The following is a 24,352-nucleotide window of genomic DNA, read 5'->3' as shown; positions in this document are numbered from 1 at the left end:
CATGTGCCAGCTGCTAGGCATGAATTGCGCCACGCCAACCGACGTGACGTTTTCCTTCACCGGCTTCGCCGCCCGCGGCGGGCTGACCGACCACCACGCCGACGGCTTTGGCGTGGCTTTCTTCGAAGACAAGGCCTGCCGGTTGTTCATCGACAACCAGTCGGCGGGCACGTCGCCCGTGGCAGACCTGATCAAGCGCTATCCGATCAAGTCGAAGAACGTCATTTCGCATATCCGCAAGGCCACGCAAGGCACGGTCCTGCTCGAGAACTGCCACCCGTTCATGCGCGAACTGTGGGGGCGGCACTGGATCTTCGCCCACAACGGCGACCTGCTGAACTTCACGCCATTCCTGTCCGGCGTCTACCAGCCGGTGGGCGATACCGACAGCGAACTCGCGTTCTGCACGTTGATGCAGGGGCTGCGCAAGCGCTTCCCCGGTTCGCAGCCGCCGCTGAACGAGCTGTGCCATGCGCTCGCGGACATCACGCGTGAAATCACGACGCACGGTGTGTTCAACTTCCTGCTGTGCAACGGACAGGCCCTGTTCGCGCACTGCTCGACGCGGCTGTACTACATCGTGCGGCAATGGCCGTTCTCGACCGCGCACCTGATCGACGCCGACCTGTCGATCGACTTCGCCCAGGTCACCACGCCGGATGACCGGGTCGCGGTGATCGCCACGCAGCCGCTTACCGACAACGAGACCTGGACGCCCTTCGAGCCGGGCGAGTTGATCATGTTCATCGACGGACGGCCGGAGATGACGTTGTCAGTGCCAATTCCGCCGGAAGTGCAGGCGAAGAACGCGGCCAATACGGCTTGTACGTGAATCGAGGAGGGGCCGGAAAGAAAAGGGACGCCTCGGCGTCTTTTTTTTTGGGTCATCGCCGAATTGCGGGGGTATCGCTCTTGGCATGCGCGGCTGTTTCGCCGGCGTAGCCGGCGGGGGCTTGTCGTTCGGGCTGGGTTATCGTGCTTGGCAGGCGCTGCGGTTTCGCCGGCGTAGCCGGCGACCTCCTTTTGTCCGAGCGACAAAAGGAGGCAAAAGCGCGTTTACGTGGTCAACCACGAGCTCAATGCCATTGGGGCATCAGAGGACCGCTGGACTGCCTGCCGCGTAGATGATTAGGATGGGACAGCGCGTACGAGCGAACCCGGATTACGGAGTGGTCCCTTCTAACAACGCCCTCACAGGGACGCCTACGGCTGCGCTACGCGCGGCTCGGAGTAAGGCCGCGAAGGTCTGACCCGAACGGCGCTTCAGTGACGATGCCTTGGGCGCATTGCATGCGCGTAGAGACAGGAAATCAGGAACTGAAACTGGAACGGGGACTCGGGCGCCAGCGACGTTGATGAGCTTGCGTCCAGACGACGACGTGCGCGCAGCGCAGCCGAAGGCGTCCCACCACTGACCTGGTTGGAACGCTGTACCCGAGTCCGTCTTGGGGATCGTCCAAAAGCCGTGCCGCGTCAGGCACAGGTTCTGACTCACATAGCGTTAGCAGGTTGGAACGGCCGACCACCATCGCAGGCGTCCAAAGCCGTTTGAACCACTGTCGCCGTGGAATTGATGGCCAGCGGCAACGACGCGCTTTTCTGCCTACTCTTTTGTCGCTCGGACAAAAGAGTAGGTCGCCGGCTACGCCGGCGAAACAGCGGCGCCCGCCAAGAACGACAACCCCACAATTCGTCGAAGAACATTTTTTTCTCGCAACAAGCCGCAAGACCTCAGTGCTGCAGAATCTTCGACAGGAACTGCTTCGCCCGTTCCGAGCGATGGTCGATATTGCCGAAGAACTCTTCCTTCTCGCAGTCCTCGACGATCTTGCCGGCGTCCATGAAGATCACGCGGTTGGCCACCTTGCGCGCGAAGCCCATTTCATGGGTCACGCACATCATGGTCATGCCTTCCTGCGCGAGCTGCACCATCACGTCCAGCACTTCATTGACCATTTCGGGGTCCAGCGCCGAAGTCGGTTCATCGAACAGCATGCAGATCGGATCCATCGACAGCGCGCGGGCGATCGCCACACGCTGCTGCTGGCCGCCCGACAGCTGGCCCGGGTACTTGGCCGCCTGGCTCTTCAGGCCCACGCGCTCCAGGTACTTCAGGCCCTTGGCCGTGGCCTCGTCCTTCGAACGGCCGAGCACCTTCATCTGGGCGATGGTCAGGTTCTCGGTAATCGACAGGTGCGGGAACAGCTCGAAGTTCTGGAACACCATGCCCACGCGCGAACGCAGCTTGGGCAGGTTGGTCTTCGGATCGCCGACCGAGGTGCCATCCACCAGGATGTCGCCCTTCTGGAACGGCTCCAGCGCATTGACGGTCTTGATCAGCGTCGACTTGCCCGAGCCCGACGGCCCGCAGACCACCACGACTTCGCCCTTGGCAACCCTGGTGGTGCAGTCGGTCAGCACCTGGAAGGCGCCATACCACTTGGAAACATTGTTGATTTCAATCATAGGGCCACCTTTTTCTGGTAACGCTTGACCATCAGCGAAACGGAGTAGCAGATAACAAAATACACGAGGCCGGCGAACAGCAGCATTTCGACGATGCGGCCGTCACGCTCGCCCACGCCATAGGCCTGGCCGAAGAAATCCGCCAGCGCGCTCACATAGACCAGCGACGTATCCTGAAACAGGATGATGCCCTGTGTCAGCAGCAGCGGCACCATGTTGCGGAACGCCTGCGGCAAGATCACCAGCCTCATGGTCTGGCCGTAGGTCATGCCCAGCGCCTGCGCCGCGAACATCTGCCCGCGCGACACGCTCTGGATACCGGCCCGGATGATCTCGGAATAGTAGGCCGCCTCGAACAGCGAAAAGGCGATCAGGGCCGAGGTCATGCGCAGGTCGGATGCCGGCGACAGGTTGAAGATGTTCTGCAGCACCTGCGGGATGATCAGGAAGAACCACAGCAGCACCATCACCAGCGGGATGGAGCGGAAGATGGTCACATACCCCTGCGCGAACCAGTTCAGCGGCTTGACGGACGACAGCCGCATCATCGCCAGGATGGTGCCCCAGACAATGCCGACGATGATGGCCGTGACCGTGATCTTGAGCGAGACCAGCATGCCCTCGCCCAGCACGTCCAGCGTGGCCGGGGTGATGGAACTGAAGTCGAATTCGTATGCCATGGCGCCCCCTTACTTGCTGCCGATAAAGCCAGGTACGCGGCTGCGGGCTTCGACCCAGCGCATGACCAGCATGACGACGATGTTGATGAGCGCGTACATCACCGTCACCGCGATGAACGACTCATACGGGCGCGCGGTGTAATCCACGAGCTGGCGTCCCTGGGCCGCCAGTTCCAGCAGGCCGATCGTCGATGCCACCGCCGAGTTCTTGAAGATGTTCAGGAACTCGGAAGTCAGCGGCGGCACGATAACGCGGAAGGCCATCGGCAGCAGCACGAAGCGGTAGGTCTGCGGCAGCGTGAAACCCATCGCCAGGCCGGCGTTCTTCTGACCACGCGGCAGCGAATTGATGCCCGAACGCACCTGTTCGCAGACACGCGCCGCGGTAAAGGTGCCCAGGCACAGCATGGCCGCCAGAAACTGCTGGGTGAACGGGTTCATCTGCTTGATCGCCTCGCCGCCGGGCAGCAGCTCCGGGCCGACGAAATACCAGATGAACAGCTGCACCAGCAGCGGGATGTTGCGGAAAAGCTCGACGTAGGCCGCGGCGAAGCCAGACAGCCACTTGTTCGGCACCGTGCGCAGCACGCCGAGCACCGAGCCGATAGCGAGCGCGATAACCCAGGACGACAGCCCGAGCGCGATCGTAACCTTCAGGCCCGAAATCATCCAGTCGAGGTAGGTCTCGTTCTGGGCGGCCTGCTCGAGGAATACTCCCCAATGCCAGTTGTAGTTCATGTTGCGTCCTCAAAAAGAAACGGAAGGACTCGCCTTCCGTTTCGCACGCCTGATTTCAGCAGGTCAGTCGAGCGCCTTGTCGTTCGGAGTCTTGATGAGCGCCTTCATGTCTTCCGAAAGCGGGAAATCAAGATTCAGACCCTTCGGCGGCACCGGCTGCATGAACCACTTGGTGTACAGGGTATTGACCGAGCCATCCTTCATCATGCCGGCGATCACGGTGTCGGAAACCTTCTTGAACTGCGGATCGTCCTTGCGGATCATGCAGCCATAGGCCTCGCGCGATTGCGGCTTGCCCACGACGATCCAGTCGGCCGGGTTCTTGGCCTTGGCGCGCTCACCGTACAGCAGCGCGTCGTCCATCATGAACGCCACCGCGCGGCCCGATTCCAGCGTCAGGAACGACTGGCCATGGTCCTTGGTGCTGATGATGTTCATGCCCAGCTTCTGATCATCATTCATCTTGCGCAGCAGGCGCTCGGACGTGGTGCCAGCGGTGGTCACGACGTTCTTGCCCTTCAGGTCGGCCCAGTCCTTGATGCCGCCATCCTTCTTCACCATGATGCGAGTGCCGATGATGAAGATGCTGTCGGTGAACGAAACCTGCTTCTGGCGTTCCAGGTTATTGGTGGTCGAGCCGCACTCGATGTCGATGGTGCCGTTCTGCAGCAGCGTGATGCGGTTCTGCGAGGTGATCGGGATTTCCTTCACCTGCAGGTTCGGCAGCTTCAACTGGTCCTTGATGGCTTCCACGATCTTCATGTTGATGTCGTAGGAATAGCCGACCTGACGGACGCCGCCAAGGTTGTAGTTGAACGGGATCGACGAATCACGCACGCCAAGCGTAATCACACCGGTGTCTTTGATCTTCTTCAGCGTGCCCGTCAGCGGCTCGGCTGCCTGTGCGGAACCGCACACCAGGCCAGCGGCCATCATCAGGGAAGCCAACTTGGCAATTTTCATAACATCTCCTTGACCATGAAGAGAAAGGCGGGATTCTACTGACGAATGTCCCACAGATGAAACAGTATTGCGCACGCTCCCCATCAAGACAACTGGGTTTTACTCCTAGAGTCCCGATTCAAGGCATACCTGCGCAGCAACGCAGATATGACAACGCGGCCCGGGGAAGCTTTCCCCGGGCCGCGTCCGATGGTCAGTCTGACGTTGCTGCGCCGCAACAGGTCGGTTGAGCGCGCAACGACATCTGCATCAGGGGTACAGGCCGCGCATTTCGCGCGCCTGCAGGATGCGCGTACAGGCCACGATAAACGCGGCGGTGCGCAGCGTTACCTTGTTGTCCTGCGCGACCTGCCAGATGGCGCGGAACGCCTCTTGCATGATCCGTACCAGGCGTTCGTTGATTTCTTGCTCGGTCCAGAAGAAGCTGGAGAAATCCTGCACCCACTCGAAATACGACACCGTTACGCCGCCGGCGTTGGCGATCACGTCCGGTGCCACGAGGATATTGCGCTCGCGCAGGATGTCATCGGCTTCGGGCGTCGTCGGGCCGTTTGCACCTTCAATGACCAGGCGTGCCTTGATCTGGGGCGCGTTCTTCGCCGTAATCTGGCCTTCCAGCGCCGCCGGGATCAGGATGTCGCAGTCCACCTGCCAGAACTGCTCCGACGAGATGGTTTCCGCCTGGAAGCCGTCGACGGTACCGCTGTGCGACGCGTATTCCATCATCGCCGGCACGTCCAGGCCAGCCGGGTTGTACAGCGTGGTGCGGTGATCCTGCACGGCCACCACCTTGGCGCCGGCCTCCTGGAACAGCTTCGCGGCCACGGCGCCAACGTTGCCGAAGCCCTGCACCGCCACGCGGGCGCCCTTGATCTCCAGGCCGATATTGCGCGCGGCCTCGGAACCGACCACGAACACGCCGCGGCCGGTCGCCTCATGGCGGCCCAGCGAGCCACCCAGCGAGATCGGCTTCCCGGTCACGACACCGGTCGCGGTGCTGCCGGAGTTCATCGAGTACGTGTCCATCATCCACGCCATCACCTGGGCATTGGTGTTGACGTCCGGCGCCGGGATGTCCTTGCTCGGTCCGATGATGATGTTGATTTCGCTGGTGTAGCGGCGCGTCAGGCGTTCCAGCTCGGCGTGCGACAGCGTGCGCGGATCCACGCGGATACCGCCCTTGGCGCCGCCGTAGGGCACGTTCACTGCGGCGTTCTTCACCGACATCCACGCCGACAGCGCCATGACTTCCGACAACGTCACGTCCTGGTGGAAGCGCACGCCGCCCTTGCCCGGGCCGCGCGACAGGTTGTGCTGCACGCGGTAGCCCTCGTAGTGGGCGATGGTGCCGTTGTCCAACTCGATGGGTACGTCGACGATCATCGCGCGCTTGGGACGCTTGAGGGTTTCAACCCAGCGTGCCAGCGAGCCCAGGTAAGGCGTGACACGGTCGACTTGTTGCAGGTAGATGCCCCAGGGGCCGAGGTTGTCGGCGTTGAGGTAGGACGGCAGTGCGTGCTTTTGGCCAGCAGTATGGGTCGGTGCTGCGGAGGACATCAGTGGGTTCCGGGGTGGAGAATGCCCGCAAGCTTAGGGGTGGGGCATATCCGGAATCCAATGCCGTTTGCTCATCCGGTCATGCAAAAGGTGCATAACGTTTGAGATGACTGGTCAACTTAGGAAAGCCTCTTGCAGACCCCGGGCATGCTCCCTCTCCCGCTTGCGGGAGAGGGTTGGGGAGAGGGCCGGCGTCTCCACGAAGCCATGCGCGACGGTGCTTGTCACGCGCCTGCCCTCTCCCCCGGCCCCTCTCCCGCAAGCAGGAGAGGGGAGCAAACCTTCGTTAATCTGACACCAACGTCGACCACACCCGATCCACCAACTGCCGCTTCCTGCGTGCCGCCGTCGCCCGCCGGTCGTTGCCGTTATCGCCGGGCCGCTCGCGGTACAGGCGGATCTCCATGTCGATCGACAGCGGCAGCCCGCGCGCCGACTCGGCCCGCACCAGCCGGCCCTGCGCCACGTCGTCGCGCACCGCGCTCTCGGGCAGAAAGGCCATGCCATGCCCCGAGAGCGCCATGACCTTGAGCGCCTCGGCCATATCGGTCTCGTAGCATTTGTCCAGCTTGAGCTCTTCCGAAGTATCGGCGAGCAGCATGTCCACCATGCGGCCGAGGAAGGCATTGGGCGTGTAGCTCAGGAACGGCACCGGCTTCTTGTCCGTACCGGGAAGCCGGTACAGCGGCTTGCCTGTGCTGTCGGGCACGCTGTACGGCGACAGCCGCTCGATGCCCAGCACGAGCATGTCGTAGCGCGCGGGATCGAGCTGGATCGCCTGGCGTGCATGGTGGTACACCATGACCAGGTCGCAGCCGCCCTCGACCAGCAGCAGCACCGCGTCATGCACGTTAAGCGCGCGCAACCGGCACGGCAGCGTGCCGACCTTGCGCTCGAGCGTCTTGAGCCATTCCGGAAAGAACGTCAGCGACAGCGTGTGCGGGACCGCGAATTCCAGCACCTGCGCGTTGGACGAGCGCTGCCCGCGCATCAGCGCGCGCGTCTCGCTGACCTGCGCCAGCATGGCCAGTGCCTGCTCGTAGAACACCTTGCCGGCGGCGGTCAGGCTGGTCGGGTAGCTGGAGCGGTCGATCAGCTCCGTGCCGACCCACGCCTCAAGCGACTGGATCCGGCGCGAGAACGCCGGCTGCGTGACATGCCGCAGTTCGGCCGAGCGCGAGAAGCTGTGCGTCTCGGCCAGGCTGACGAAGTCTTCAAGCCATTTGATTTCCATGACGCGGATTATCCACCGGCTCGGACGCTGTCGTCACTGGCGCGCACGCGGTTCCGGGAGATGCGCTGGATGTAGAATCCTATTCTACACACGTGCATATACGTAGCATGTGATGTCACAATCCTGCCATTCAGGACGACAGAATGCATGCCTTTGCTCCGGATCCGAACCTATGATTGCCTCATACCAAGAACGTCACGGAGCCAGCCATGCAATCCCGCCCCGCCACCGCTTCTGGCGGCATGACCACCATCCACGCCAGCCCGCTGGGCCAGCTCGCGCAAAGCATGGAGGCCACCTTCGCGCACAGCGCGCGCCTGGTAGCCGGCAATATCGACAGCTGTCTGCCCGACGCCGACACCCTGCTGGCCTGCCTGCCGCCGGGCGCGCTGCTCGGCAGTCCGGACACCTACACACGCCATCTGGTCTATGCCGATCCGCTTGCGCGCTTCTCCGCGATGCTATTGGTCTGGCGGCCCGGGCAGGCAAGCCCCGTGCACGGGCACCGCACGTGGTGCGCCTACCGCGTGCTGCGCGGCACGCTGAGCGAGCGCCACTATCAATGGGATCCGGCCAGCCGACTCGCGACGCTGACCGGCAATGTCGAACGCCAGGCAGGCGCAACCTTCAGCGTGCCGGCCGGGCTGCAGCATATTCATTCGCTGGGCAATGCCAGCGACGCCATCGCCGTATCGCTGCACCTGTACGGCGTCGACCGGGACCACATCTCCACCGGCGTCAACCTGCTGGTTGATACCGACGACGCCTGACGCGCCGGCATGGGGACGGCGCGAACGCTGCCGCATCCCCGTGAAAGGACGCAGACATCCATGGACCGCTACGACAAACAGATCCTTGCCATCCTGCAGGAAGACGCCACCGTGCCGGTGGCCGAGATCGGCGAACGCATCGGACTGACTTCGACGCCGTGCTGGCGCCGCATCCAGAAGCTCGAAGAAGCCGGGCTGATCCGAAAGCGCGTGGCGCTGCTCGACGCCGACAAGCTGAACGCGGGCGTGACGGTGTTTGTCTCGGTCCGCACGGCGCAGCACAACGTCAAGTGGCTGAAGCAGTTCCACGCGCTGGTTGCGTCGATTCCAGAAGTAACCGAGTTCTACCGCATGGCGGGGGATACCGACTACCTGCTGCGCGTGGTCGTGCCCGATATCGCCGCGTACGACCGCGTGTACAAGAAGCTGATCCAGGGTGCGGAACTGGCCGACGTCAGTTCGAGCTTTGCGATGGAGCAGATCAAGTACACGACGGCGCTGCCGCTCGACTACGCGTAGCGGCGCTCAGGCGTCCTGCGTCGCGTCGCCGACGTCGATGGCCAGCTCGTCCGCCACCGTCCCGCGTTGCGCCGCGCTGCGCGCCTGGATTTCCCACATTTCCGCATAGCGCCCGCCCGCGCGCATCAGCTCGGCGTGGGTGCCGCGTTCCACGATGCTCCCGCGGTCCATCACCAGGATCTGGTCGGCATGGACCACGGTGGACAGCCGGTGCGCAATCAGCAGCGTGGTGCGGTTCTGCGCGAGCCGCATCAACTCGGCCTGGATCGCCTGCTCGGTTCTTGAGTCGAGCGCGGAGGTTGCTTCGTCGAACACCAGGATCGGCGGATTCTTCAGCAGCGTTCGCGCAATCGCCACGCGCTGCTTCTCGCCGCCCGAAAGCTTGAGGCCCCGCTCGCCCACGGGCGTGTCATAGCCTTGCGGCAACTCGCTGATAAAGCTATCGATCTGCGCCGCGCGCGCCGCCGCGATGACTTCATCGTGCGTCGCATCGGGCCGGCCATACGCGATGTTGTAGAAGATGCTGTCGTTGAACAGCACCGTGTCCTGCGGCACGATGCCTATGGATCGGCGCAGGCTCTCCTGCGTGATGCTGCGGATGTCCTGCCCGTCGATCTGGATGGCGCCGTCGCTGACGTCGTAGAAGCGGAACAGCAGTCGAGCGAGCGTCGACTTGCCCGAGCCGCTGTGGCCGACCACGGCCGTGGTCGTGCCCGCCGCAATGGTGAAATCGACATCGTCGAGGATCACACGGTTCGACTCGTAACCGAAGCGCACATGGCGGAAGCGCACTTGCGCGCCCTGCACTGCCAGCGGCTGCGCGCCGGCATTATCGGCGACTTCCTGGTGCGTGCCGAGCAGCACGAACATGCGGTCCATGTCGGTGGTCGCCTGCTTGATCTCGCGGTAGATCACGCCAAGGAAGTTCAGCGGGATATAGAGCTGGATCATCAGCGTGTTGACCAGCACCAGGTCGCCCAGCGTCAGCTTGCCCGCGACCACGCCCACGGTAGCGCGCCACAGGATCAGGATCAGCCCGACCGCGATGATGGTCTGCTGCCCGAAGTTGAGGAAGGACAACGAATTCTGCGAGCGGATCGCCGCGGAGCGGTACTTCAGCAGGTTCTCGTCATAGCGCCGCGCCTCGTATTCCTCGTTGCCGAAGTACTTGACCGTCTCGAAGTTGAGCAGCGAATCGATGGCCTTCTGGTTGGCGCGCGAATCGAGTTCGTTCATGCGGCGGCGGAAATGCGTACGCCATTCGGTCACGACGATGGTGAACACGATATAGCCCACCAGTGCGCAACCGGTGATGGCCGCAAACCAGATGTCGTAGTGCAGCATGAAGAAGCCGAGCACTAGTGCCATTTCCACGAGCGTCGGCAGGATGCTGTACAGCGAATACGAAATCAGCGACTGGATGCCGCGCGTGCCGCGCTCGATGTCGCGGCTCATGCCGCCGGTCTGCCGGTCCAGGTGAAAGCGCAGCGACAACGCATGCAGATGCCGGAACACCTGCAGCGCGATCTCCCGCACCGCGCTCTGCGTGACCTTGGAAAAGAGGATTTCCCGCAACTCGGTGAACAGCGTCGCCGACAGCCGCAACACGCCATAGGCGACGATCAGCCCCACGGGCACCACCAGCAGCGCGCGCGGGTCGCCGGCGGTAATGTTCATGCTGTCGATCAGCCGCTTCATCAGCACCGGCACGCCGAGGTTGGCGACCTTGGCCGACACCAGGCAGGCCAGCGCAAGCATTACGCGCCACTTGTAGTGCCAGACATAGGGCAGCAGGTTGCGGACGGTCTGCCAGTCACTGCGCGGCGCGCGTTGGCCGGGGAACAGGGTGGCGGGCTTTGCGGGGGGCGGTTCCGCGGTCGTGGAATAGCGGCGCATACGATAGAATTCAAGCCAATGGCCGATTGTCGCAGAGATCGCGCCGTCCGGCAGGAAGCCTCCCGGCCTCGGCCGCCGGGCAACGCTGCCCTCCTCCCTTTCCTTTCCGGTTTCCCGCAATGAATTCGCCCCATACCGTCCCCGCCCTGCCCGCTGGCAAGAGCCCTGCGCTGCGTGTCGTCCCGATGCCCGCCGATGCCAACGTGCATGGCGATGTGTTCGGCGGCTGGATCATGTCGCAGGTGGATATCGCCGGATCGATTCCCGCGGTGGAACGCGCCCAGGGCCGCGTGGCCACCGTGGCGGTCAATTCCTTCCTGTTCAAGAACCCGGTGTTCGTCGGCGATCTGGTGAGCTTCTATGCCGACATCGAAAAGACCGGCCGCACCTCGATTACGGTGTCGGTCGAGGTCTATGCGCAGCGCATGCGGCACGCCAACGAAATCGTCAAGGTGACGGAAGCCACGCTGACGTATGTGGCGACGGATGAGAGCCGGCAGCCGAGGGTGTTGCCGGCTTGATGTGAAGATCGGCAGGGGCAACTTACCGAGGGTTGTGGTCTCCCCTCTCCCATTTATGGGAGAGGGGCGGGGGAGAGGGCAGGAGCTTCAACGCAGTGAAGCGCTATGGTGCTTGCCATGCGCCCGCCCTCTCCCCCAACCCCTCTCCCGCAAGCGGGAGAGGGGAGCAGACAAGCGGTAATGAAGATAGCTCCAGCCGCTTACGCGAACTTCGTAAAATCCGGCTTCCGCTTCTCGAAGAACGCCGAAAACGCTTCCTTCGCTTCCGGCGCGACCAGCATGCGTCGGAACACCGCGCCCTCCTCGGCCATCTTCTTCTCCACGGCTTCCGCGTCATTGCCCTTCATCAGCCGCTTGGTTTCGCGCAGCGACGAGGCCGGCAGCGCGGCCAGCTTGCGCGCTTGCTGCAGCGCAAACGTATGCAGCTCCGCCACCGGCAGCACGCGCGTGACGAGACCGATTTCGTATGCTTCCTTCGCGCCGAAGGGCTCGCCAAGCATCAGTTTTTCAGCAGCACGCTGGTAGCCGACCAGGCGCGGCAGCAGCAGGCTCGATGCAGCCTCCGGGCACAGGCCGAGCTGCGTGAACGGCAGCGACAGCTTCGCCGTTTCCGAGGCATAGACGAAATCGCAGTGCAGCAGCATCGTGGTGCCCACGCCCACGGCCGCGCCGCTGACCGCCGCGACGATCGGCTTGCTCGCATGGCTGATCTGGTACAGGAACTGGAACACCGGCGGCTGTTCCTTGCCTTCACCGCTGGTCGGCGGACGCTGCATGAAGTCTTCGAGGTCGTTGCCCGCGGTGAATATCTCGTCCTTGCCGCGGAGAAGGATCACGCGGACCGCGCTGTCCGATTCGGCCGCGCGCAGCGCGTCTGCCATGGTCTGGTACATCGCCGCTGTAATGGCGTTCTTCTTCTCGGCACGATCGAATTCGATCGTCAGGATGCCCTGCTCAATACTGGTGCTGATGCTCATGGAATGCCTCTCGTGATGATGCGTTGCTGCAAAGACTGCGTTGCCGTCGCTAGGCGAGCGGCAGCGGTTCCTCGGAAAGATAGCTCAGGCCGAACGCGCGGGCGCCAACGTTGAGCGCGACGGTCAGGCTCATCGGCGCCAGCATCAGCTCGACGCCACATGCGCGCGCAGTCCGCTCGAGCGACTGGAAGGCCGGCATGGCGCGCACCGCGTCGAGCGGACCGGCGAAGCACACCGAGATCGCGGGCGTCAGCATGCTGCCGTTGCGCACGCATTGCTCGGCATGCGCCAGTACGCGGCGGCGCCCTTCGTCCGAACCACGGACCTTGGCCACAGCCTCGGTGCGGCCGCGATGCATGTGGATAATCGGCCGGATATTGAACGCGCTGCCCATCATGTAGCGGCTCCACGTGATGCTGTCCTCGCCCTTGAGCTTGGCGCGCGTGTACATGTAGAGCAGTTCGTCGGGAACGAGGTACATGTGTGCGGCATCGCGCAGGCGTGTTTCGACGGCTTCGACCACATCGCGCGCACTGGCGCCCGCCGCTGCCATACGCGCGGCCTCGCGCACGATCAGCGCCTGGCCGGGGCCGATAGCACCGGTGTCGACGACGACGAGATCGAACAGGCCGGTGCGCCCCGCTTCCTTGCGCAGGCGGACGCTGCGTGCGGCGGTGCCGATCACGGCACCCGTTGCATGGGAATAGAGCTTGCTGCGCGTGCTTGCGATGGTGAACAGCATGGCGCGGTCGCACGTGGCTACCACGTGCCGCAGCAAGTGGTCTTCCAGCTCCCGCTCGACCAGCGGGATCGATTCCGCATAGTGGTCCTGCTTGCCGACAAGGTACTGCTCGTACAGCAACGGCAGCGATGCCTCATCGCGCGTGTCGGCGATGAACTGGTCCCCCGCGCGGACGCGGAATGGAATCGTGCGTACGCCAAGTTCCGTCATGACCGCGCGCGGCATATCGCATGCCGCGTCGGCCAGGATGGTTGTCTCCTGCATGGTGCCTCCCTGCTGGTGAGCCGCATCGTTGCGCGGCAGCATTCTCGGGGTGCGCCTCGGGTTGGCCCCGTTGCGCGCCAACGTTGGCACTGCTTTTCTTCACCTGACAGAAGGATCGGAGCGGCGCATCATGGCGCCGCTCCGCTGGCGCGTTTCTTCAGACGCGCTCGAAGATGCCGGCTGCGCCCATGCCCGTACCGACGCACATGGTCACCATGCCGTACTTCAGGTTGTGGCGACGCAGCGCATGCACCACGGTGGCCGAACGGATCGCGCCCGTCGCGCCGAGCGGGTGGCCGAGCGCAATGGCGCCGCCCATGCGGTTGACCTTGGACGGGTCGAGTTCGAGGTCACGCATCACGGCCAGCGATTGCGCGGCAAACGCTTCGTTCAGTTCGATCCAGTCGATCTGGTCCTGTGTCAGCCCTGCTGCCTTCAGCGCCGCAGGAATCGCTTCCTTCGGGCCGATACCCATGATCTCCGGCGGCACACCGCGCACCGCAAACGACACGAAGCGCGCGAGCGGCACGAGGTTGAACTGCTTCAGGATCTTCTCGGACACCAGGATCAGCGCGCCGGCGCCGTCGGACGTCTGCGAACTGTTGCCGGCGGTCACGCTGCCCTTGTTCGCGAACACCGGGCGCAGCTTGCCAAGGCCTTCGAGCGAGGTCTCCGGGCGCGGACCTTCGTCCAGCGAGATCGTGCGCGTCTTGACGCTCACCTCGCCGCTGGCCAGGTTCGGGAACTTCTCGACGATCTCGATCGGCGTGATCTCGTCCTTGAACTCGCCGGCCTGCTGGGCAGCGATGGCCTTCTGGTGCGAGGCCAGCGAGAACGCATCCTGGTCTTCGCGGCTGACCTTCCAGTGCTGCGCGACTTTCTCGGCGGTCAGGCCCATGCCGTAGGCAATGCCGACGTTCTCATCGCGCGTGAAGATGTCAGGCGACATCGACGGCGAGTTGCCCATCATCGGCACCATGCTCATCGATTCCACGCCGGCGGCGATCATCACGTCGGACTCGCCCACGCGGATGCGGTCGGCGGCCATGGCCACGGCGCTCAAGCCGGAGGCGCAGAAACGGTTGACGGTGATGCCCCCGACCGTGTTCGGCAGACCCGACAGCAGCGCGCCGATGCGGGCCACATTCAGGCCCTGCTGCGCTTCAGGAATCGCGCAGCCGACGATGGCGTCTTCGATCAGCTTCGGATCGAGGTTCGGCACCTGCGCCACGGCGGCCTTCAGGATTGTCGCGAGCAGGTCGTCGGGACGCGTGTTCTTGAACGCGCCCTTCGGCGCCTTGCCGATCGGCGTGCGGGTCGCGGCAACGATATAGGCGTCTTGCAGTTGTTTCATGATGTCGGTTCCTCGCTGCCTTAGTTGCGGACGGGCTTGCCGGTCTGCAGCATGCCCATGATGCGTTCCTGCGTCTTGCTGGTGCCGAGCAGGTCGACGAAGGCCTTGCGCTCGAGCGCGAGCAGCCATTCCTCGCTCACCAGCGAACCGGCCTCGACGTCGCCGCCGCACACCACTTCGGCAATGCGCGCAGCGATCAGGAAGTCATGCGCGGAGATAAAGCCGCCGTCGCGCATATTGACCAGCGATGCCTTGATGGTCGCGATGCCCGAGCGGCCGGCCACCGGCACCAGTGCCGGCAGCGGCGCGCGATAACCGGCATCGGCCAGCGCGCGCACTTCGTTCTGCGCCACGTGGAGCAGTTCGTGCACGTTGAAGACGATCCGATCGGACGCTTGCAGGTAGCCCATCTGGCGCGCTTCCAGCGCGGAAGCCGACACCTTTGCCATGGCAGCGCTTTGGAAGCGGTTGGTCAGGAACTGCAGGTAGTTGGTGCTGCCTGCTGCCTGCGCCGCGCGCGCTGCCGCCAGCGCGGCTTCCTTCAGGCCACCGCCGGCCGGCACCAAACCCACGCCGACTTCAACGAGGCCGACGTAAGTTTCCAGTGCCGCCACGCGTGCCGCCGAGTGCAGCATCAGTTCACAGCCGCCGCCCAGCGCGATGCCGGATGCAGCCGACACCACGGGCACCGCGGAATACTTCACGCGCATCATGCCGTCCTGGAACTTCTTGACGAACGGTTCGATGCCCTTGGCGCCGCCCATCATGAACGCCGGCATTGCGGCTTCCAGGTTGGCACCCGCCGAGAACGGACCGCCCGGCGCGCCGAGTTGCAGCGACGTCGGCTGCCACACGACCAGGCCCTTGTATTCGGCTTCGGCAAGGTCGATCGCACGCGTCAGGCCGTCGATCACGTCCGGCCCGATGGTGTTCATCTTGCTCTTGAACGAGACCACCAGCACATCGTCCTGGCCCTCTGCCACCCAGATGCGCACGGCCTCGTTCTCTTCGACGGTGCGGCCGGCCTTGCGCGGATCGACCTCGGCCGTGCCCTGCAGCGCGGCGCGGAAAACCTGGCGCTGGTACACCGGCAGCGTGCTGCGCGCGACGAACTGCTGCGTCGCGGGCGACCACGAACCCTGCGCGGCATGCACGCCCTGGTTCTCGGCCACCGGGCCTTCGAACACCCACGCGGGCAGCGCCGCCTTGGACAGTGCCTTGCCGGCGTCGATATCTTCCTTCACCCACTCGGCGACCTGCTTCCAGCCGGCAGCCTGCCAGTCTTCGAACGGACCCGAGTTCCAGCCGAAGCCCCAGCGGATCGCCAGGTCGACATCGGCCGCCGAACCGGCGATCTGCTCGAGGTACACGGCGATGTAGTGGAACACGTCGCGGAAGATCGCCCACAGGAACTGCGCCTGCGGATTGGTCGATTCGCGCAGCAGCTTGATGCGTTCCGCCGGCGCCTTCTTGAGCATGCGCGCGACGATCTCGTCGGCCTTCTTGCCCGACTCGACATACTGGCCGGTCTTGGCGTCGAGCACCTTGATGGCCTTGCCTTCCTTCTTGTAGAAGCCCGCGCCGGTCTTCTGGCCCAGCGCGCCTGCATCGACAAGGCCCTTCAACACGGCCGGGGTCTTGTACACCGGCGCGAACGGGTCTTCATGCAGGTTGTCCTGCATGGTCTTGATCACGTGTGCCATGGTGTCCAGGCCCACGACGTCGGCCGTGCGGAACGTGGCCGACTTCGCGCGGCCGAGCTTCGAACCAGTCAGGTCGTCGACTACATCGAACGGGATGCCAAACTTCTCGGCCTCGGCGAACACGGCCAGGATCGAGAAGATGCCGACACGGTTGGCGATAAAGTTCGGCGTGTCCTTCGCGCGCACGACGCCCTTGCCGAGCGTGGTGGTCAGGAACGCTTCGAGCTTGTCGAGGATTTCCGGCTGCGTGGTCGCGGTCGGGATCAATTCGACCAGGTGCATGTACCGCGGCGGATTGAAGAAATGCACGCCACAGAAGCGCGACTTCAGTTCGGCGTCGAAGCCATCCGACAACTCGGTGATCGACAAACCCGACGTATTGGTCGCGAAGATGGTGTTCGCGCCCAGGTGCGGCGCGACCTTCTTGTACAGGTCGTGCTTCCAGTCCATACGCTCGGCGATCGCTTCGATCACCACGTCGCATTCCTTGAGCAGCGCGATATCGTCTTCGTAGTTGGCGGCCTGGATCAGGCCGGCCTCGTCCTTGATGCCCAGCGGCGCGGGCGACAGCTTCTTGAGGTTTTCGATCGCACGCAGCGCAATGCCGCTCTTGGGGCCTTCCTTGGCCGGCAGGTCGAACAGCACCACGGGCACGCGCGCATTGACGAGATGGGCGGCGATCTGCGCCCCCATGACGCCGGCGCCGAGCACGGCGACTTTCTTGACGATGAAATTGGACATGAGCGCTCCTAGGTCAGTGAGCGTTGAAGTGAAGGTATGTGTGCGTGGGAACGCTTCCTTTGCCGGCGGCCTGCTCCCCTCTCCCATTTATGGGAGAGGGGAGCAAACCAGCGGGAGCGGAAACGCTCCCGGCAAATCAGAACAGGTCTGCGTCCAGCGCCATCAGCGTGGCCGAACCGGCGCGCGCCTTGCGGATCTCGGCGGCGGTTTCCGGCAGCAGCTTGGCAAAGTAGAAGCGTGCCGTCGCCAGCTTGGTCGTGTAGAACTTGTCGCCGCTGGCTTCCTTCTCCAGCGCGATCTTGGCCATGCGGGCCCAGAAGTACGAGAACACCAGGTGGCCCACCACGCGCAGGTACGGCACGGCGGCGGCGCCGACTTCGTCGGCATTGCCCATGGCCTTCATGCCGATTTCCATGGTCAGCTTCTGCACCTTGTCGCCAAGGTCCGCCAGCGGGTTGACGAACTCCTGCATCGCTTCGTTGGTGCCCTCTTCCTCGACGAATGCCTGCACGATCTTGCCGAAGGCCTTCATCTTGGCGCCCATGTCGCCAAGGATCTTGCGGCCCAGCAGGTCCAGCGCCTGGATCGTGTTGGTGCCTTCGTAGATCATGTTGATGCGGGCGTCGCGCACGTATTGCTCCATGCCCCATTCGGAGATGTAGCCGTGGCCGCCGAACACCTGCATGCCTTCGTTGGTGCTGGTGAAAGCGTTGTCGGTCAGGAACGCCTTGATGACCGGTGTCAGCAGCGCGACCAGGTCGCCCGCCTGCTTGCGCACGGCTTCGTCCGGATGCGACAGCTCGCGGTCGATCTGCAGCGCGGTCCAGTAGCTGAACGCGCGGCCGCCTTCGGCGTAGGCCTTCTGCGTCAGCAGCATGCGGCGCACGTCCGGATGCACGATGATCGGGTCGGCCGGCTTGTCCGGCGCCTTCGGGCCGGTCAGCGCGCGCATCTGCAGGCGGTCCTTGGCGTAGGCCACGGAGTTCTGGTACGCGATCTCGGTCAGGCCCAGGCCTTGCGCACCGACGCCAAGGCGCGCGGCGTTCATCATCACGAACATCGCGTTCAGGCCCTTGTTGGCCTCGCCCACGAGCCAGCCGCGCGCGCCGTCCAGGTTCATCACGCAGGTGGCGTTGCCGTGGATGCCCATCTTGTGCTCGATCGAGCCGCACTGGATGCCGTTGCGCTCGCCCGGGTTGCCGCTGGCGTCCGGGATGAACTTCGGCACGACGAACAGCGAGATGCCCTTGGTGCCCTGCGGCGCATCCGGCAGGCGCGCCAGCACCAAGTGGATGATGTTCTCGGCCATGTCGTGCTCGCCGGCCGAGATGAATATCTTGGTACCGGTCAGCAGGTACGAGCCATCGGCCTGCGGTTCGGCCTTGGTGCGCAGGATGCCGAGGTCGGTGCCGCAGTGCGGCTCAGTCAGGCACATGGTGCCGGTCCACACGCCCGACACCAGCTTGGGCAGGTAAGCCTGCTGCAGTTCCGGCGTGCCGTGCGCGTGCAGAGCCTCGTAGGCGCCGTGCGACAGGCCCGGGTACATGGTCCACGCCTGGCTGGCCGAGTTCAGCATCTCGTACACGACGTTGTTGATCACGATCGGCAGGCCCTGGCCGCCGAAGGCCGGGTCGCAGGCCAGTGCGGGCCAGCCTGCTTCCACATACTGCTGGTAGGCCTCCTTGAAGCCCGTCGGCGCCTTCACCACGCCGTCGCCGACGTAGGTGCAGCCCTCGCGGTCGCCCACCTGGTTGAGCGGGAACACCACGTCCGCGCAGAACTTGCCCGCTTCTTCGATGACCTGGTTGATGGTGTCCGCGTCGATGTCCGCGTGCGGCGGCATCGCCTTGAGTTCGGCTTCAGCGCCGAGCAGTTCGTGAAGGACGAACTGCATGTCGCGCAACGGTGCGGTGTACTGGCCCATCAAAAGCTCCTTGGAGTTTCACGATGCCGCCACGCCGCCCGCGCAATGCCCGCAGAGAGCGGGTGCCACGGTCCGTACGCAGCAGCTTCAGGTACGGTAAGACTGAATCAGTTTGTTGAGCGCGACCATGGCAAGTTCGGCGCTGTCCGGCAGGCGCAGGAAACGGGCGTCATGATGCAAGCCTAGTTCAAGGCTGTACATCTCGAACAGCATCAGGCGCGGATCGCAATCCGCACGCAGGTGCCCCTCTTCCTTGGCCTGGCTGATGGCACGCGTCAGCGCGGTACGCCAGATGGTGACGCTCTTGACCAGCTCGTCACGCACCAGGCTTTCCGCACGGTCGTCGTACTCGACCGCACCGCTGATGTAGATGCATCCCGTCGTCACTTCCTGGATGCGTTTCTCCATCCACCGGCGCACCATCGACCACAGCCGGGGCAGCCCGCGCGGCTCGTGCAGCGAGGGGTAGAACACCTCCTGCTCGAACCGCCGGTGATACTCCCGCACAACTTCCACCTGCAGGTCTTCGCGCGAACCGAAATGCGCGAAGACACCGCTCTTGCTCATCTGCATGCGCTCCGCCAACAGGCCGATGGTCAAACCCTCGAGCCCGTCGCGGGACGACAGCTCCAGTGCGGCATCCAGAATCGCCACGCGCGTCATTTCCCCCTTGCGCATCGGCGCGGGGGAAGCGGTGGCGGATTCGAGACGGGCTGACTGGTGTCGCATATTTAATTCTCCGTTCTTGTGACGCCTTCACTGGGCGCCACATATGACCCTGACGTTGCTTAATTGCCCGCGGCGGCAGCAAAATGCCGGAAATCGCCGCGTATGCACGCAGTCTAAGCCAAAAAAGAACGGTCGTTCAGATTATTCTGGCGCGACCCGTTGCCATCAAGCTTTTAATTAGACCCACGTTTCTAAACCGGCTGCGTTGCAACATCCACATGCAGCCTGCTGCCATCAGCCACACAGCCCCTGTCATGCTGCGGGGCAATATCGGCGTGCCGTTTCAGTAGCGTCCCGTCACGCCCGCAATTACGACGCCAAGACGCAACACCATGTACGCGGCCCAGTTCGCCACACGGTGCAGCGCCGAGCGCCGGGCATGCGCCTCCGGCATGACGCGCACACTGCGCTCGGCAATGGCGCGCTCGAGCTGCGTGCGCAGCACGGCGGCGAAGGCTGCATCATAGACGCAGACGTTGGCCTCGCGTGCGAGCAGCAGGCTGAATGGGTCCATATTGCTTGACCCGACCGTGGCCCACGCCTCGTCCACCACACCGACCTTGGCGTGCAGGAAGCTTTGTGCGTACTCGTAAATCTCGATACCGGCATCGAGCAGGCTCGCATAAAGCGCGTGCGTGGCGAAATGCTGCAGCCGGTATTCGACGCGCCCCTGCAGCAGCAATCGCACCCGCACGCCGCGCTTGCGGCAGGCGAGCAACGCGCGCCGCATCTTGTGGCCCGGCAGGAAATAAGCGTTGGCGAGGATGACATCGTCGCGCGCCGCGCCCAGCGCGCGCAGGTATTCGCGCTCGATGGTGCGGCGGTTGCGCAAGTTGTCGCGCAGCAGAAGCGCCGCGCGCATACCGCCTTCCATATCGCGCCGCGGCGGCAGGTCGGTCACGAGCGGGTATCCCGCTGCCGCGCCCGCCAGGCCGACATCATGCAGTTCGGCGCGCAGCGACAGCCGCCACCAGAGGCGCTCCGCCGTCAGCGCGATGCGGTCGACCAGCGGACCGCGCACTTCCACGGCGAAGTCATAGCGTGCCCCGAGCCCCTCCTGCTCGAACGGCCCGTGATTGTAGTCGTCGATGATGTTGATGCCGCCCACGAACGCGACACGCCGATCGATCACGGCAAGCTTGCGGTGCAGGCGGCGCAGGTGCCGGCGCGCCAGCCGGAAACCGCGCAGCACGCGGTAAATGCGCAGCTGCACGCCCCCGTCGCGCAGGCGCTGCATGAGTTCGGCGGACATGTCGCCAGCACCGAAACCGTCCACGGTCAGCCGCACGGATACGCCGCGCGCCGCCGCACGGATCAGCGCATCGCTCACCGCCCGCCCGACGTCGTCGTCGGCGTAGATGTAGGTTTCGATGATGATCTGGAGGACCGCCGCGTCGATCGCCTCGATCAGCGCCGGAAAAAAATCGCGCCCTCCGCACAGCAGGCGCACCTGATTGCCGCCCACCGGCTTGCCATGCCGTCCGGTCCAGCGCAGCAGGCGTCGCCGCCCCCCGCGCGTGCCGGTGCCGCCGCTGTCATCCCGCGCCGCAACATGCGCTACGCCACTAGCCCGCGCAGCATTCGATTTGTCGGTGTCGGATATCCGTGACATGACGCGATTATGGGACACACGGCGCCATCTGCACATGGTGCGGTGCATCTCTGCTATCGTCGATGCACTCATGCACCAAGGACTGAGGGATAGCACTGTGAAGGTATTCGGCATCACCGGCTCGTCCGGCAGCGGCAAGACCACGCTCCTGGACGCGCTGATCCCGCGTTTTGTCGCCACCGGCATGCGCGTCAATGGCATCAAGCATACGCACCACGGCTTCGATCCCGATACGCCGGGCAAGGACTCCTGGCGCATGCGCGAGGGCGGCTGCCGCAACGTGGTGCTGGTCGGCGCGCGCCATATGACGCTGATGCGCCACTACCCCGAGGATGTGCCCTCGCCCGAGTTGGACGAAGCGCTGGCCGTGCTGCCTGCGGATACCGACCTCGTGCTCGTCGAGGGCTACAAGCGCAGCGATTTCCCCAAGCTGGAAGTGTTCCGCCCGTCGTTGGGCCGCGCACCGCTGTGGGACGAGGTGCCCGGCGTAGTCGCCGTCGCCACCGATGCGCCGGAGGCCGTCGCGCAGCTCACCTCGCTGCCCGTGCTGGATCTCGCCGATCCGGACGCCATCTTCGCCTTCATCCAGGCCCACCTGGAAGCTTCAGAGACGGCCTAGGCAGCCTTGCCGGGCGCGGGGCTGTCGCCATCGTCATGATGAGCCGCCGCCCGCGCCAGTTCCGCCACCAGCGGCACATGGTCCGAGCGTTGCGCCCAGTCACGCCCGGTCAGTGCGTGCGCGCGTTGGATCTCGAAGCCTCGCACATAGATGCGGTCCAGCTGCCACCACGGCATATGGCTCGGGAACGTATGCAGCCGCGCGCCGCGTGCGTGCGAGGCCTCCACCGCGCCGAGCGTGTTGCAGATCTGCGAGTCGAGCCGGTGGTTCCAGTCGTTGAAATCGCCGGCAATCACCAGCGGTGCGGAAGACGGCACCACGTTGCGCACGCGCTCGACCAGCGCTTCCGCCTGCCTGGCGCGGCTGCGCGCGAACAGGCCGAAGTGCACGCAGATCAAATGCGCTTCCACGCCGTTCACGTCGGCCACCGCATGCAGCAGCCCGCGCTGCTCGAAGCGATGGTCGGAGATATCGAGGTTCTCCGACATCAGGATCGGATGGCGCGACAGGATCGCATTGCCGTGATGGCCGTGCTCGTAGACGGCATTGCGTCCATACACCGAATGCGGATAGGAGTCCGTGGCCAGGTAGTTCAGCTGCGTGTGGTCCGGGTCGAACAGCGCCGCGGCGACCAGGCGGTCGTTGCGGTCCTGCACTTCCTGCAGGAACACGATATCCGCATCCATGGCGTGCAGCCCCGCGCGCACGTTCTGGATGCGCGGGCGGCGCGCGATGCCGGTCACGCCTTTATGGATGTTGTAGGTGACCACGCGCAGCTTCATCATTCGGCTCCGCAAACGGCCGGCCGGCCCGCGACGCGCCACGCGAGCTGGCGCACCGCCTCGGCGTTGCTGCTCGAGAAGCACTGCTGCGCCGCGGCTTCCCATGGCAGCCATTTCGACTGCAGATGCTCGCGCGGTGCCAGCGTCACAGGCAGCGGTCCCGATACGCACAGCCCGAACCAGTGTTCGGTATTGCGCGTGACGCCAGCCTCATAGCGGTGGCGCCACTGCGGATAGATTTCGTACTCGATGGTGTGCTGCCAGTCGGCAAGCTGGTGCTCGCCGGCGATGATGCCGGTTTCCTCGAACACCTCGCGCGCAGCGGTGAGCGCGATGGGTTCGTCGACGGTATCGAGGCTGCCGGTCACGGATTGCCAGAAGCCCGGCCGGTCGGCGCGTTCCAGCAACAGCACTTGGAGATCTGGCGTGTAGATCACGACCAGCACGGATTCAGGAATTTTGTAAGGCATGGAACGGAGTCCGATGGACATCCCCAAGGATAGCGCAGCCGCGCCCGCTTGCCACGCGAATAGCCGCCGCTTCAGGCGGCGTTTCGATGTGCCTCGGTGTCCATCGGGTCGACGCGCAGCCACGTGTCGAAGACATCCGGAGCGTCGCCGTGTCCCCAGGCCTCGCGCAGCTGCTGCATCAGCGGCGCCAGCGATTCCCGGTAGCGCTGCGCGGCTTCGCGCGCCTGGAAGGCCAGGTCTTCGGCGCTGGCCTGTGCCTGCTCGCGCAGCAGGCCACGCTGCTGGGCGATTTCCTTCTCGCGCTGGCCCAGCGCGTTGTACTTCTGGATCAGGAAACGCTGGTAGTCGCCTGCCTCGACACGCTGCGCCGACGGGGCGTTCGCCTGTTCGAAGCGCAGCACGATGCTGGCCGTTTCCTGCTCGACGTGGGCGGCTTCGGCTTCCAGTGCCTGGAGGGCGTCCTGCCGGCGCTGGGCGTCGCGCCGGCTGTCCTGGACGCGCGCGGCCTCGTCTTCGAAGGTACGCTGTGCGAACAGGTAGGCCTGCACCACAGGCTGCGGCGCCACCACCAGCAGCGGATCGGCGCCGGCGGCGCGCTGGCCGGTCAGCAGGGCATCGTCGGGCAGCCGCAGGTTACCGAGTTCATCGAGCCAGCGCCCACGCGCCATCACCGCCGCTACGGTGTCCAACGCCACGCGCCGCAAGGCTTCGGCGCGCTGCGAGGCGACAGGCTCAGCTGGCGGCACACCACTGGTCGCCTGCGCGGCAGCGTGGGCCACGTCTGGCACACAGGCCGCTACCGTCGTAGCCACCGACTCCGACATGGCCTGCGCGGACTTGCGCACCGCACGGCGCAGTTCGAAGCGCGCCAGCAGCATCATCACCAGCCCGGCTACCAGCCAGGTCAGGATCGTTTCGGCATGGACCAGCAAAAACTGGCGGATCAGGTCGGTGTCCAGGTTCACGGCGTTTTCCTCCCGCGCGCCGGCCACCTTCATCGCGGGGGCTCGGACAACGCTCAATTAGAAAGAGACATTGCCAGCCACGGCCATGTTCCGGCCAGTAACAAATGGAAACGTCGGCGCGCAGGC

At 64.5% G+C, this 24,352-nt stretch carries 22 protein-coding genes; 5 read left to right on the top strand and 17 right to left on the bottom strand.

Features of this window, described 5'->3' with window-relative positions; translation table 11 throughout:
* The first annotated feature begins 1 nt into the window (after position 1).
* A complete protein-coding gene (locus tag KHO41_RS14460; RefSeq protein WP_011296651.1) occupies positions 2-832 on the top strand; it encodes a class II glutamine amidotransferase in 831 nt (276 codons plus the stop codon).
* Between the two features lie 899 nt (positions 833-1,731).
* Here the strand turns inward: KHO41_RS14460 and KHO41_RS14455 are convergent.
* The 6 genes from KHO41_RS14455 to KHO41_RS14430 form a co-directional block, all read right to left on the bottom strand.
* Positions 1,732-2,466 (bottom strand): amino acid ABC transporter ATP-binding protein, encoded by a 735-nt coding sequence (locus tag KHO41_RS14455; RefSeq protein ID WP_211953969.1) that lies wholly within the window; start codon positions 2,464-2,466, stop codon positions 1,732-1,734.
* Positions 2,463-3,146, bottom strand: coding sequence for a glutamate/aspartate ABC transporter permease GltK (gene gltK, locus KHO41_RS14450; protein WP_211953968.1), 684 nt, complete (start codon positions 3,144-3,146; stop codon positions 2,463-2,465). The genes KHO41_RS14455 and gltK overlap by 4 nt, the downstream gene beginning before the upstream one ends.
* Positions 3,147-3,155: 9 nt before the next feature.
* The gene (locus tag KHO41_RS14445) at positions 3,156-3,884 is read right to left on the bottom strand and encodes an amino acid ABC transporter permease (protein ID WP_211953967.1); all 729 of its coding nucleotides are present in this window, start codon (positions 3,882-3,884) and stop codon (positions 3,156-3,158) included.
* Between the two features lie 63 nt (positions 3,885-3,947).
* Positions 3,948-4,847 carry a glutamate/aspartate ABC transporter substrate-binding protein gene (locus tag KHO41_RS14440; protein WP_211953966.1) on the bottom strand — a complete coding sequence of 300 codons (900 nt, stop codon included), beginning with the start codon at positions 4,845-4,847 and terminating at the stop codon, positions 3,948-3,950.
* A gap of 249 nt (positions 4,848-5,096) precedes the next feature.
* Positions 5,097-6,404 carry a Glu/Leu/Phe/Val family dehydrogenase gene (locus KHO41_RS14435; protein ID WP_211953965.1) on the bottom strand — a complete coding sequence of 436 codons (1,308 nt, stop codon included), beginning with the start codon at positions 6,402-6,404 and terminating at the stop codon, positions 5,097-5,099.
* Between the two features lie 286 nt (positions 6,405-6,690).
* A complete protein-coding gene (locus KHO41_RS14430; protein WP_211953964.1) occupies positions 6,691-7,638 on the bottom strand; it encodes a LysR family transcriptional regulator in 948 nt (315 codons plus the stop codon).
* A gap of 209 nt (positions 7,639-7,847) precedes the next feature.
* Here KHO41_RS14430 and KHO41_RS14425 point away from each other — a divergent pair, with 209 nt between their 5' ends.
* Together KHO41_RS14425 and KHO41_RS14420 are read left to right on the top strand one after the other, a co-directional pair.
* Positions 7,848-8,408, top strand: coding sequence for a cysteine dioxygenase family protein (locus tag KHO41_RS14425; protein ID WP_211953963.1), 561 nt, complete (start codon positions 7,848-7,850; stop codon positions 8,406-8,408).
* A 60-nt stretch (positions 8,409-8,468) separates the two neighbouring features.
* Complete coding sequence (locus tag KHO41_RS14420) at positions 8,469-8,927, top strand: Lrp/AsnC family transcriptional regulator (RefSeq protein WP_211953962.1); 459 nt, start codon at positions 8,469-8,471, stop codon at positions 8,925-8,927.
* A gap of 6 nt (positions 8,928-8,933) precedes the next feature.
* Here the strand turns inward: KHO41_RS14420 and KHO41_RS14415 are convergent, their stop codons facing one another.
* Positions 8,934-10,823, bottom strand: a complete 1,890-nt coding sequence (locus KHO41_RS14415) for an ABCB family ABC transporter ATP-binding protein/permease (protein ID WP_211953961.1) — start codon at positions 10,821-10,823, stop codon at positions 8,934-8,936.
* 119 nt (positions 10,824-10,942) lie between these two features.
* Here KHO41_RS14415 and KHO41_RS14410 point away from each other — a divergent pair, with 119 nt between their 5' ends.
* The gene (locus KHO41_RS14410; protein WP_211953960.1) at positions 10,943-11,344 is read left to right on the top strand and encodes an acyl-CoA thioesterase; all 402 of its coding nucleotides are present in this window, start codon (positions 10,943-10,945) and stop codon (positions 11,342-11,344) included.
* A gap of 200 nt (positions 11,345-11,544) precedes the next feature.
* Here KHO41_RS14410 and KHO41_RS14405 read toward each other — a convergent pair whose 3' ends face one another.
* The 7 genes from KHO41_RS14405 to clsB all read right to left on the bottom strand — a co-directional run bounded on the left by KHO41_RS14405 (position 11,545) and on the right by clsB (position 21,390).
* Positions 11,545-12,321: an enoyl-CoA hydratase gene (locus KHO41_RS14405; RefSeq protein WP_211953959.1), complete on the bottom strand. Its 777-nt coding sequence runs from the start codon at positions 12,319-12,321 to the stop codon at positions 11,545-11,547.
* A 49-nt stretch (positions 12,322-12,370) separates the two neighbouring features.
* Positions 12,371-13,327: a DegV family protein gene (locus KHO41_RS14400; RefSeq protein WP_211953958.1), complete on the bottom strand. Its 957-nt coding sequence runs from the start codon at positions 13,325-13,327 to the stop codon at positions 12,371-12,373.
* A 157-nt stretch (positions 13,328-13,484) separates the two neighbouring features.
* Positions 13,485-14,684, bottom strand: a complete 1,200-nt coding sequence (locus KHO41_RS14395) for an acetyl-CoA C-acyltransferase (protein ID WP_211954060.1) — start codon at positions 14,682-14,684, stop codon at positions 13,485-13,487.
* A 17-nt stretch (positions 14,685-14,701) separates the two neighbouring features.
* A complete protein-coding gene (locus tag KHO41_RS14390; RefSeq protein WP_211953957.1) occupies positions 14,702-17,125 on the bottom strand; it encodes a 3-hydroxyacyl-CoA dehydrogenase/enoyl-CoA hydratase family protein in 2,424 nt (807 codons plus the stop codon).
* A gap of 136 nt (positions 17,126-17,261) precedes the next feature.
* Positions 17,262-19,049 (bottom strand): acyl-CoA dehydrogenase C-terminal domain-containing protein, encoded by a 1,788-nt coding sequence (locus KHO41_RS14385; protein WP_211953956.1) that lies wholly within the window; start codon positions 19,047-19,049, stop codon positions 17,262-17,264.
* Positions 19,050-19,136: 87 nt separating this feature from the next.
* Positions 19,137-19,727: a TetR/AcrR family transcriptional regulator gene (locus KHO41_RS14380; RefSeq protein WP_211954059.1), complete on the bottom strand. Its 591-nt coding sequence runs from the start codon at positions 19,725-19,727 to the stop codon at positions 19,137-19,139.
* Positions 19,728-20,061: 334 nt separating this feature from the next.
* Complete coding sequence (gene clsB, locus KHO41_RS14375) at positions 20,062-21,390, bottom strand: cardiolipin synthase ClsB (RefSeq protein WP_376989578.1); 1,329 nt, start codon at positions 21,388-21,390, stop codon at positions 20,062-20,064.
* A gap of 97 nt (positions 21,391-21,487) precedes the next feature.
* Between clsB and mobB the strand changes: the two genes are divergently transcribed.
* A complete protein-coding gene (mobB, locus tag KHO41_RS14370) occupies positions 21,488-22,009 on the top strand; it encodes a molybdopterin-guanine dinucleotide biosynthesis protein B (protein WP_211954057.1) in 522 nt (173 codons plus the stop codon).
* Here the strand turns inward: mobB and KHO41_RS14365 are convergent.
* The 3 genes from KHO41_RS14365 to KHO41_RS14355 all read right to left on the bottom strand — a co-directional run bounded on the left by KHO41_RS14365 (position 22,006) and on the right by KHO41_RS14355 (position 24,226).
* A complete protein-coding gene (locus KHO41_RS14365; protein ID WP_211953955.1) occupies positions 22,006-22,794 on the bottom strand; it encodes an endonuclease/exonuclease/phosphatase family protein in 789 nt (262 codons plus the stop codon). The genes mobB and KHO41_RS14365 overlap by 4 nt on opposite strands.
* A complete protein-coding gene (gene nudB / locus KHO41_RS14360; RefSeq protein ID WP_211953954.1) occupies positions 22,791-23,261 on the bottom strand; it encodes a dihydroneopterin triphosphate diphosphatase in 471 nt (156 codons plus the stop codon). Before nudB ends, KHO41_RS14365 begins: the two co-directional genes overlap by 4 nt.
* Positions 23,262-23,332: 71 nt before the next feature.
* Positions 23,333-24,226, bottom strand: coding sequence for a hypothetical protein (locus KHO41_RS14355; RefSeq protein WP_211953953.1), 894 nt, complete (start codon positions 24,224-24,226; stop codon positions 23,333-23,335).
* Positions 24,227-24,352: the final 126 nt, after the last annotated feature.

The organism is Cupriavidus numazuensis (assembly GCF_905397435.1).
Lineage (GTDB): Bacteria > Pseudomonadota > Gammaproteobacteria > Burkholderiales > Burkholderiaceae > Cupriavidus > Cupriavidus numazuensis.
The sequence above is the reverse complement of the archived record's forward strand: the minus strand, read 5'-3'. Positions and strand labels throughout refer to the sequence as shown.

What these genes read in the sequence shown, in the direction of transcription:
- KHO41_RS14455 (WP_211953969.1), bottom strand. Translation starts at nt 2,466, where the DNA reads ATGATTGAAATCAACAATGTTTCCAAGTGGTATGGCGCCTTCCAGGTG.
- nudB (WP_211953954.1), bottom strand. Translation starts at nt 23,261, where the DNA reads ATGCCTTACAAAATTCCTGAATCCGTGCTGGTCGTGATCTACACGCCA.
- KHO41_RS14405 (WP_211953959.1), bottom strand. Translation starts at nt 12,321, where the DNA reads ATGAGCATCAGCACCAGTATTGAGCAGGGCATCCTGACGATCGAATTC.
- KHO41_RS14445 (WP_211953967.1), bottom strand. Translation starts at nt 3,884, where the DNA reads ATGAACTACAACTGGCATTGGGGAGTATTCCTCGAGCAGGCCGCCCAG.
- KHO41_RS14380 (WP_211954059.1), bottom strand. Translation starts at nt 19,727, where the DNA reads ATGCGCAAGGGGGAAATGACGCGCGTGGCGATTCTGGATGCCGCACTG.
- KHO41_RS14390 (WP_211953957.1), bottom strand. Translation starts at nt 17,125, where the DNA reads ATGTCCAATTTCATCGTCAAGAAAGTCGCCGTGCTCGGCGCCGGCGTC.
- KHO41_RS14440 (WP_211953966.1), bottom strand. Translation starts at nt 4,847, where the DNA reads ATGAAAATTGCCAAGTTGGCTTCCCTGATGATGGCCGCTGGCCTGGTG.
- KHO41_RS14425 (WP_211953963.1), top strand. Translation starts at nt 7,848, where the DNA reads ATGCAATCCCGCCCCGCCACCGCTTCTGGCGGCATGACCACCATCCAC.
- KHO41_RS14365 (WP_211953955.1), bottom strand. Translation starts at nt 22,794, where the DNA reads ATGATGAAGCTGCGCGTGGTCACCTACAACATCCATAAAGGCGTGACC.
- KHO41_RS14435 (WP_211953965.1), bottom strand. Translation starts at nt 6,404, where the DNA reads ATGTCCTCCGCAGCACCGACCCATACTGCTGGCCAAAAGCACGCACTG.
- clsB (WP_376989578.1), bottom strand. Translation starts at nt 21,390, where the DNA reads ATGTCACGGATATCCGACACCGACAAATCGAATGCTGCGCGGGCTAGT.
- KHO41_RS14430 (WP_211953964.1), bottom strand. Translation starts at nt 7,638, where the DNA reads ATGGAAATCAAATGGCTTGAAGACTTCGTCAGCCTGGCCGAGACGCAC.
- KHO41_RS14415 (WP_211953961.1), bottom strand. Translation starts at nt 10,823, where the DNA reads ATGCGCCGCTATTCCACGACCGCGGAACCGCCCCCCGCAAAGCCCGCC.
- KHO41_RS14410 (WP_211953960.1), top strand. Translation starts at nt 10,943, where the DNA reads ATGAATTCGCCCCATACCGTCCCCGCCCTGCCCGCTGGCAAGAGCCCT.
- KHO41_RS14385 (WP_211953956.1), bottom strand. Translation starts at nt 19,049, where the DNA reads ATGGGCCAGTACACCGCACCGTTGCGCGACATGCAGTTCGTCCTTCAC.
- KHO41_RS14420 (WP_211953962.1), top strand. Translation starts at nt 8,469, where the DNA reads ATGGACCGCTACGACAAACAGATCCTTGCCATCCTGCAGGAAGACGCC.
- gltK (WP_211953968.1), bottom strand. Translation starts at nt 3,146, where the DNA reads ATGGCATACGAATTCGACTTCAGTTCCATCACCCCGGCCACGCTGGAC.
- KHO41_RS14400 (WP_211953958.1), bottom strand. Translation starts at nt 13,327, where the DNA reads ATGCAGGAGACAACCATCCTGGCCGACGCGGCATGCGATATGCCGCGC.
- KHO41_RS14460 (WP_011296651.1), top strand. Translation starts at nt 2, where the DNA reads ATGTGCCAGCTGCTAGGCATGAATTGCGCCACGCCAACCGACGTGACG.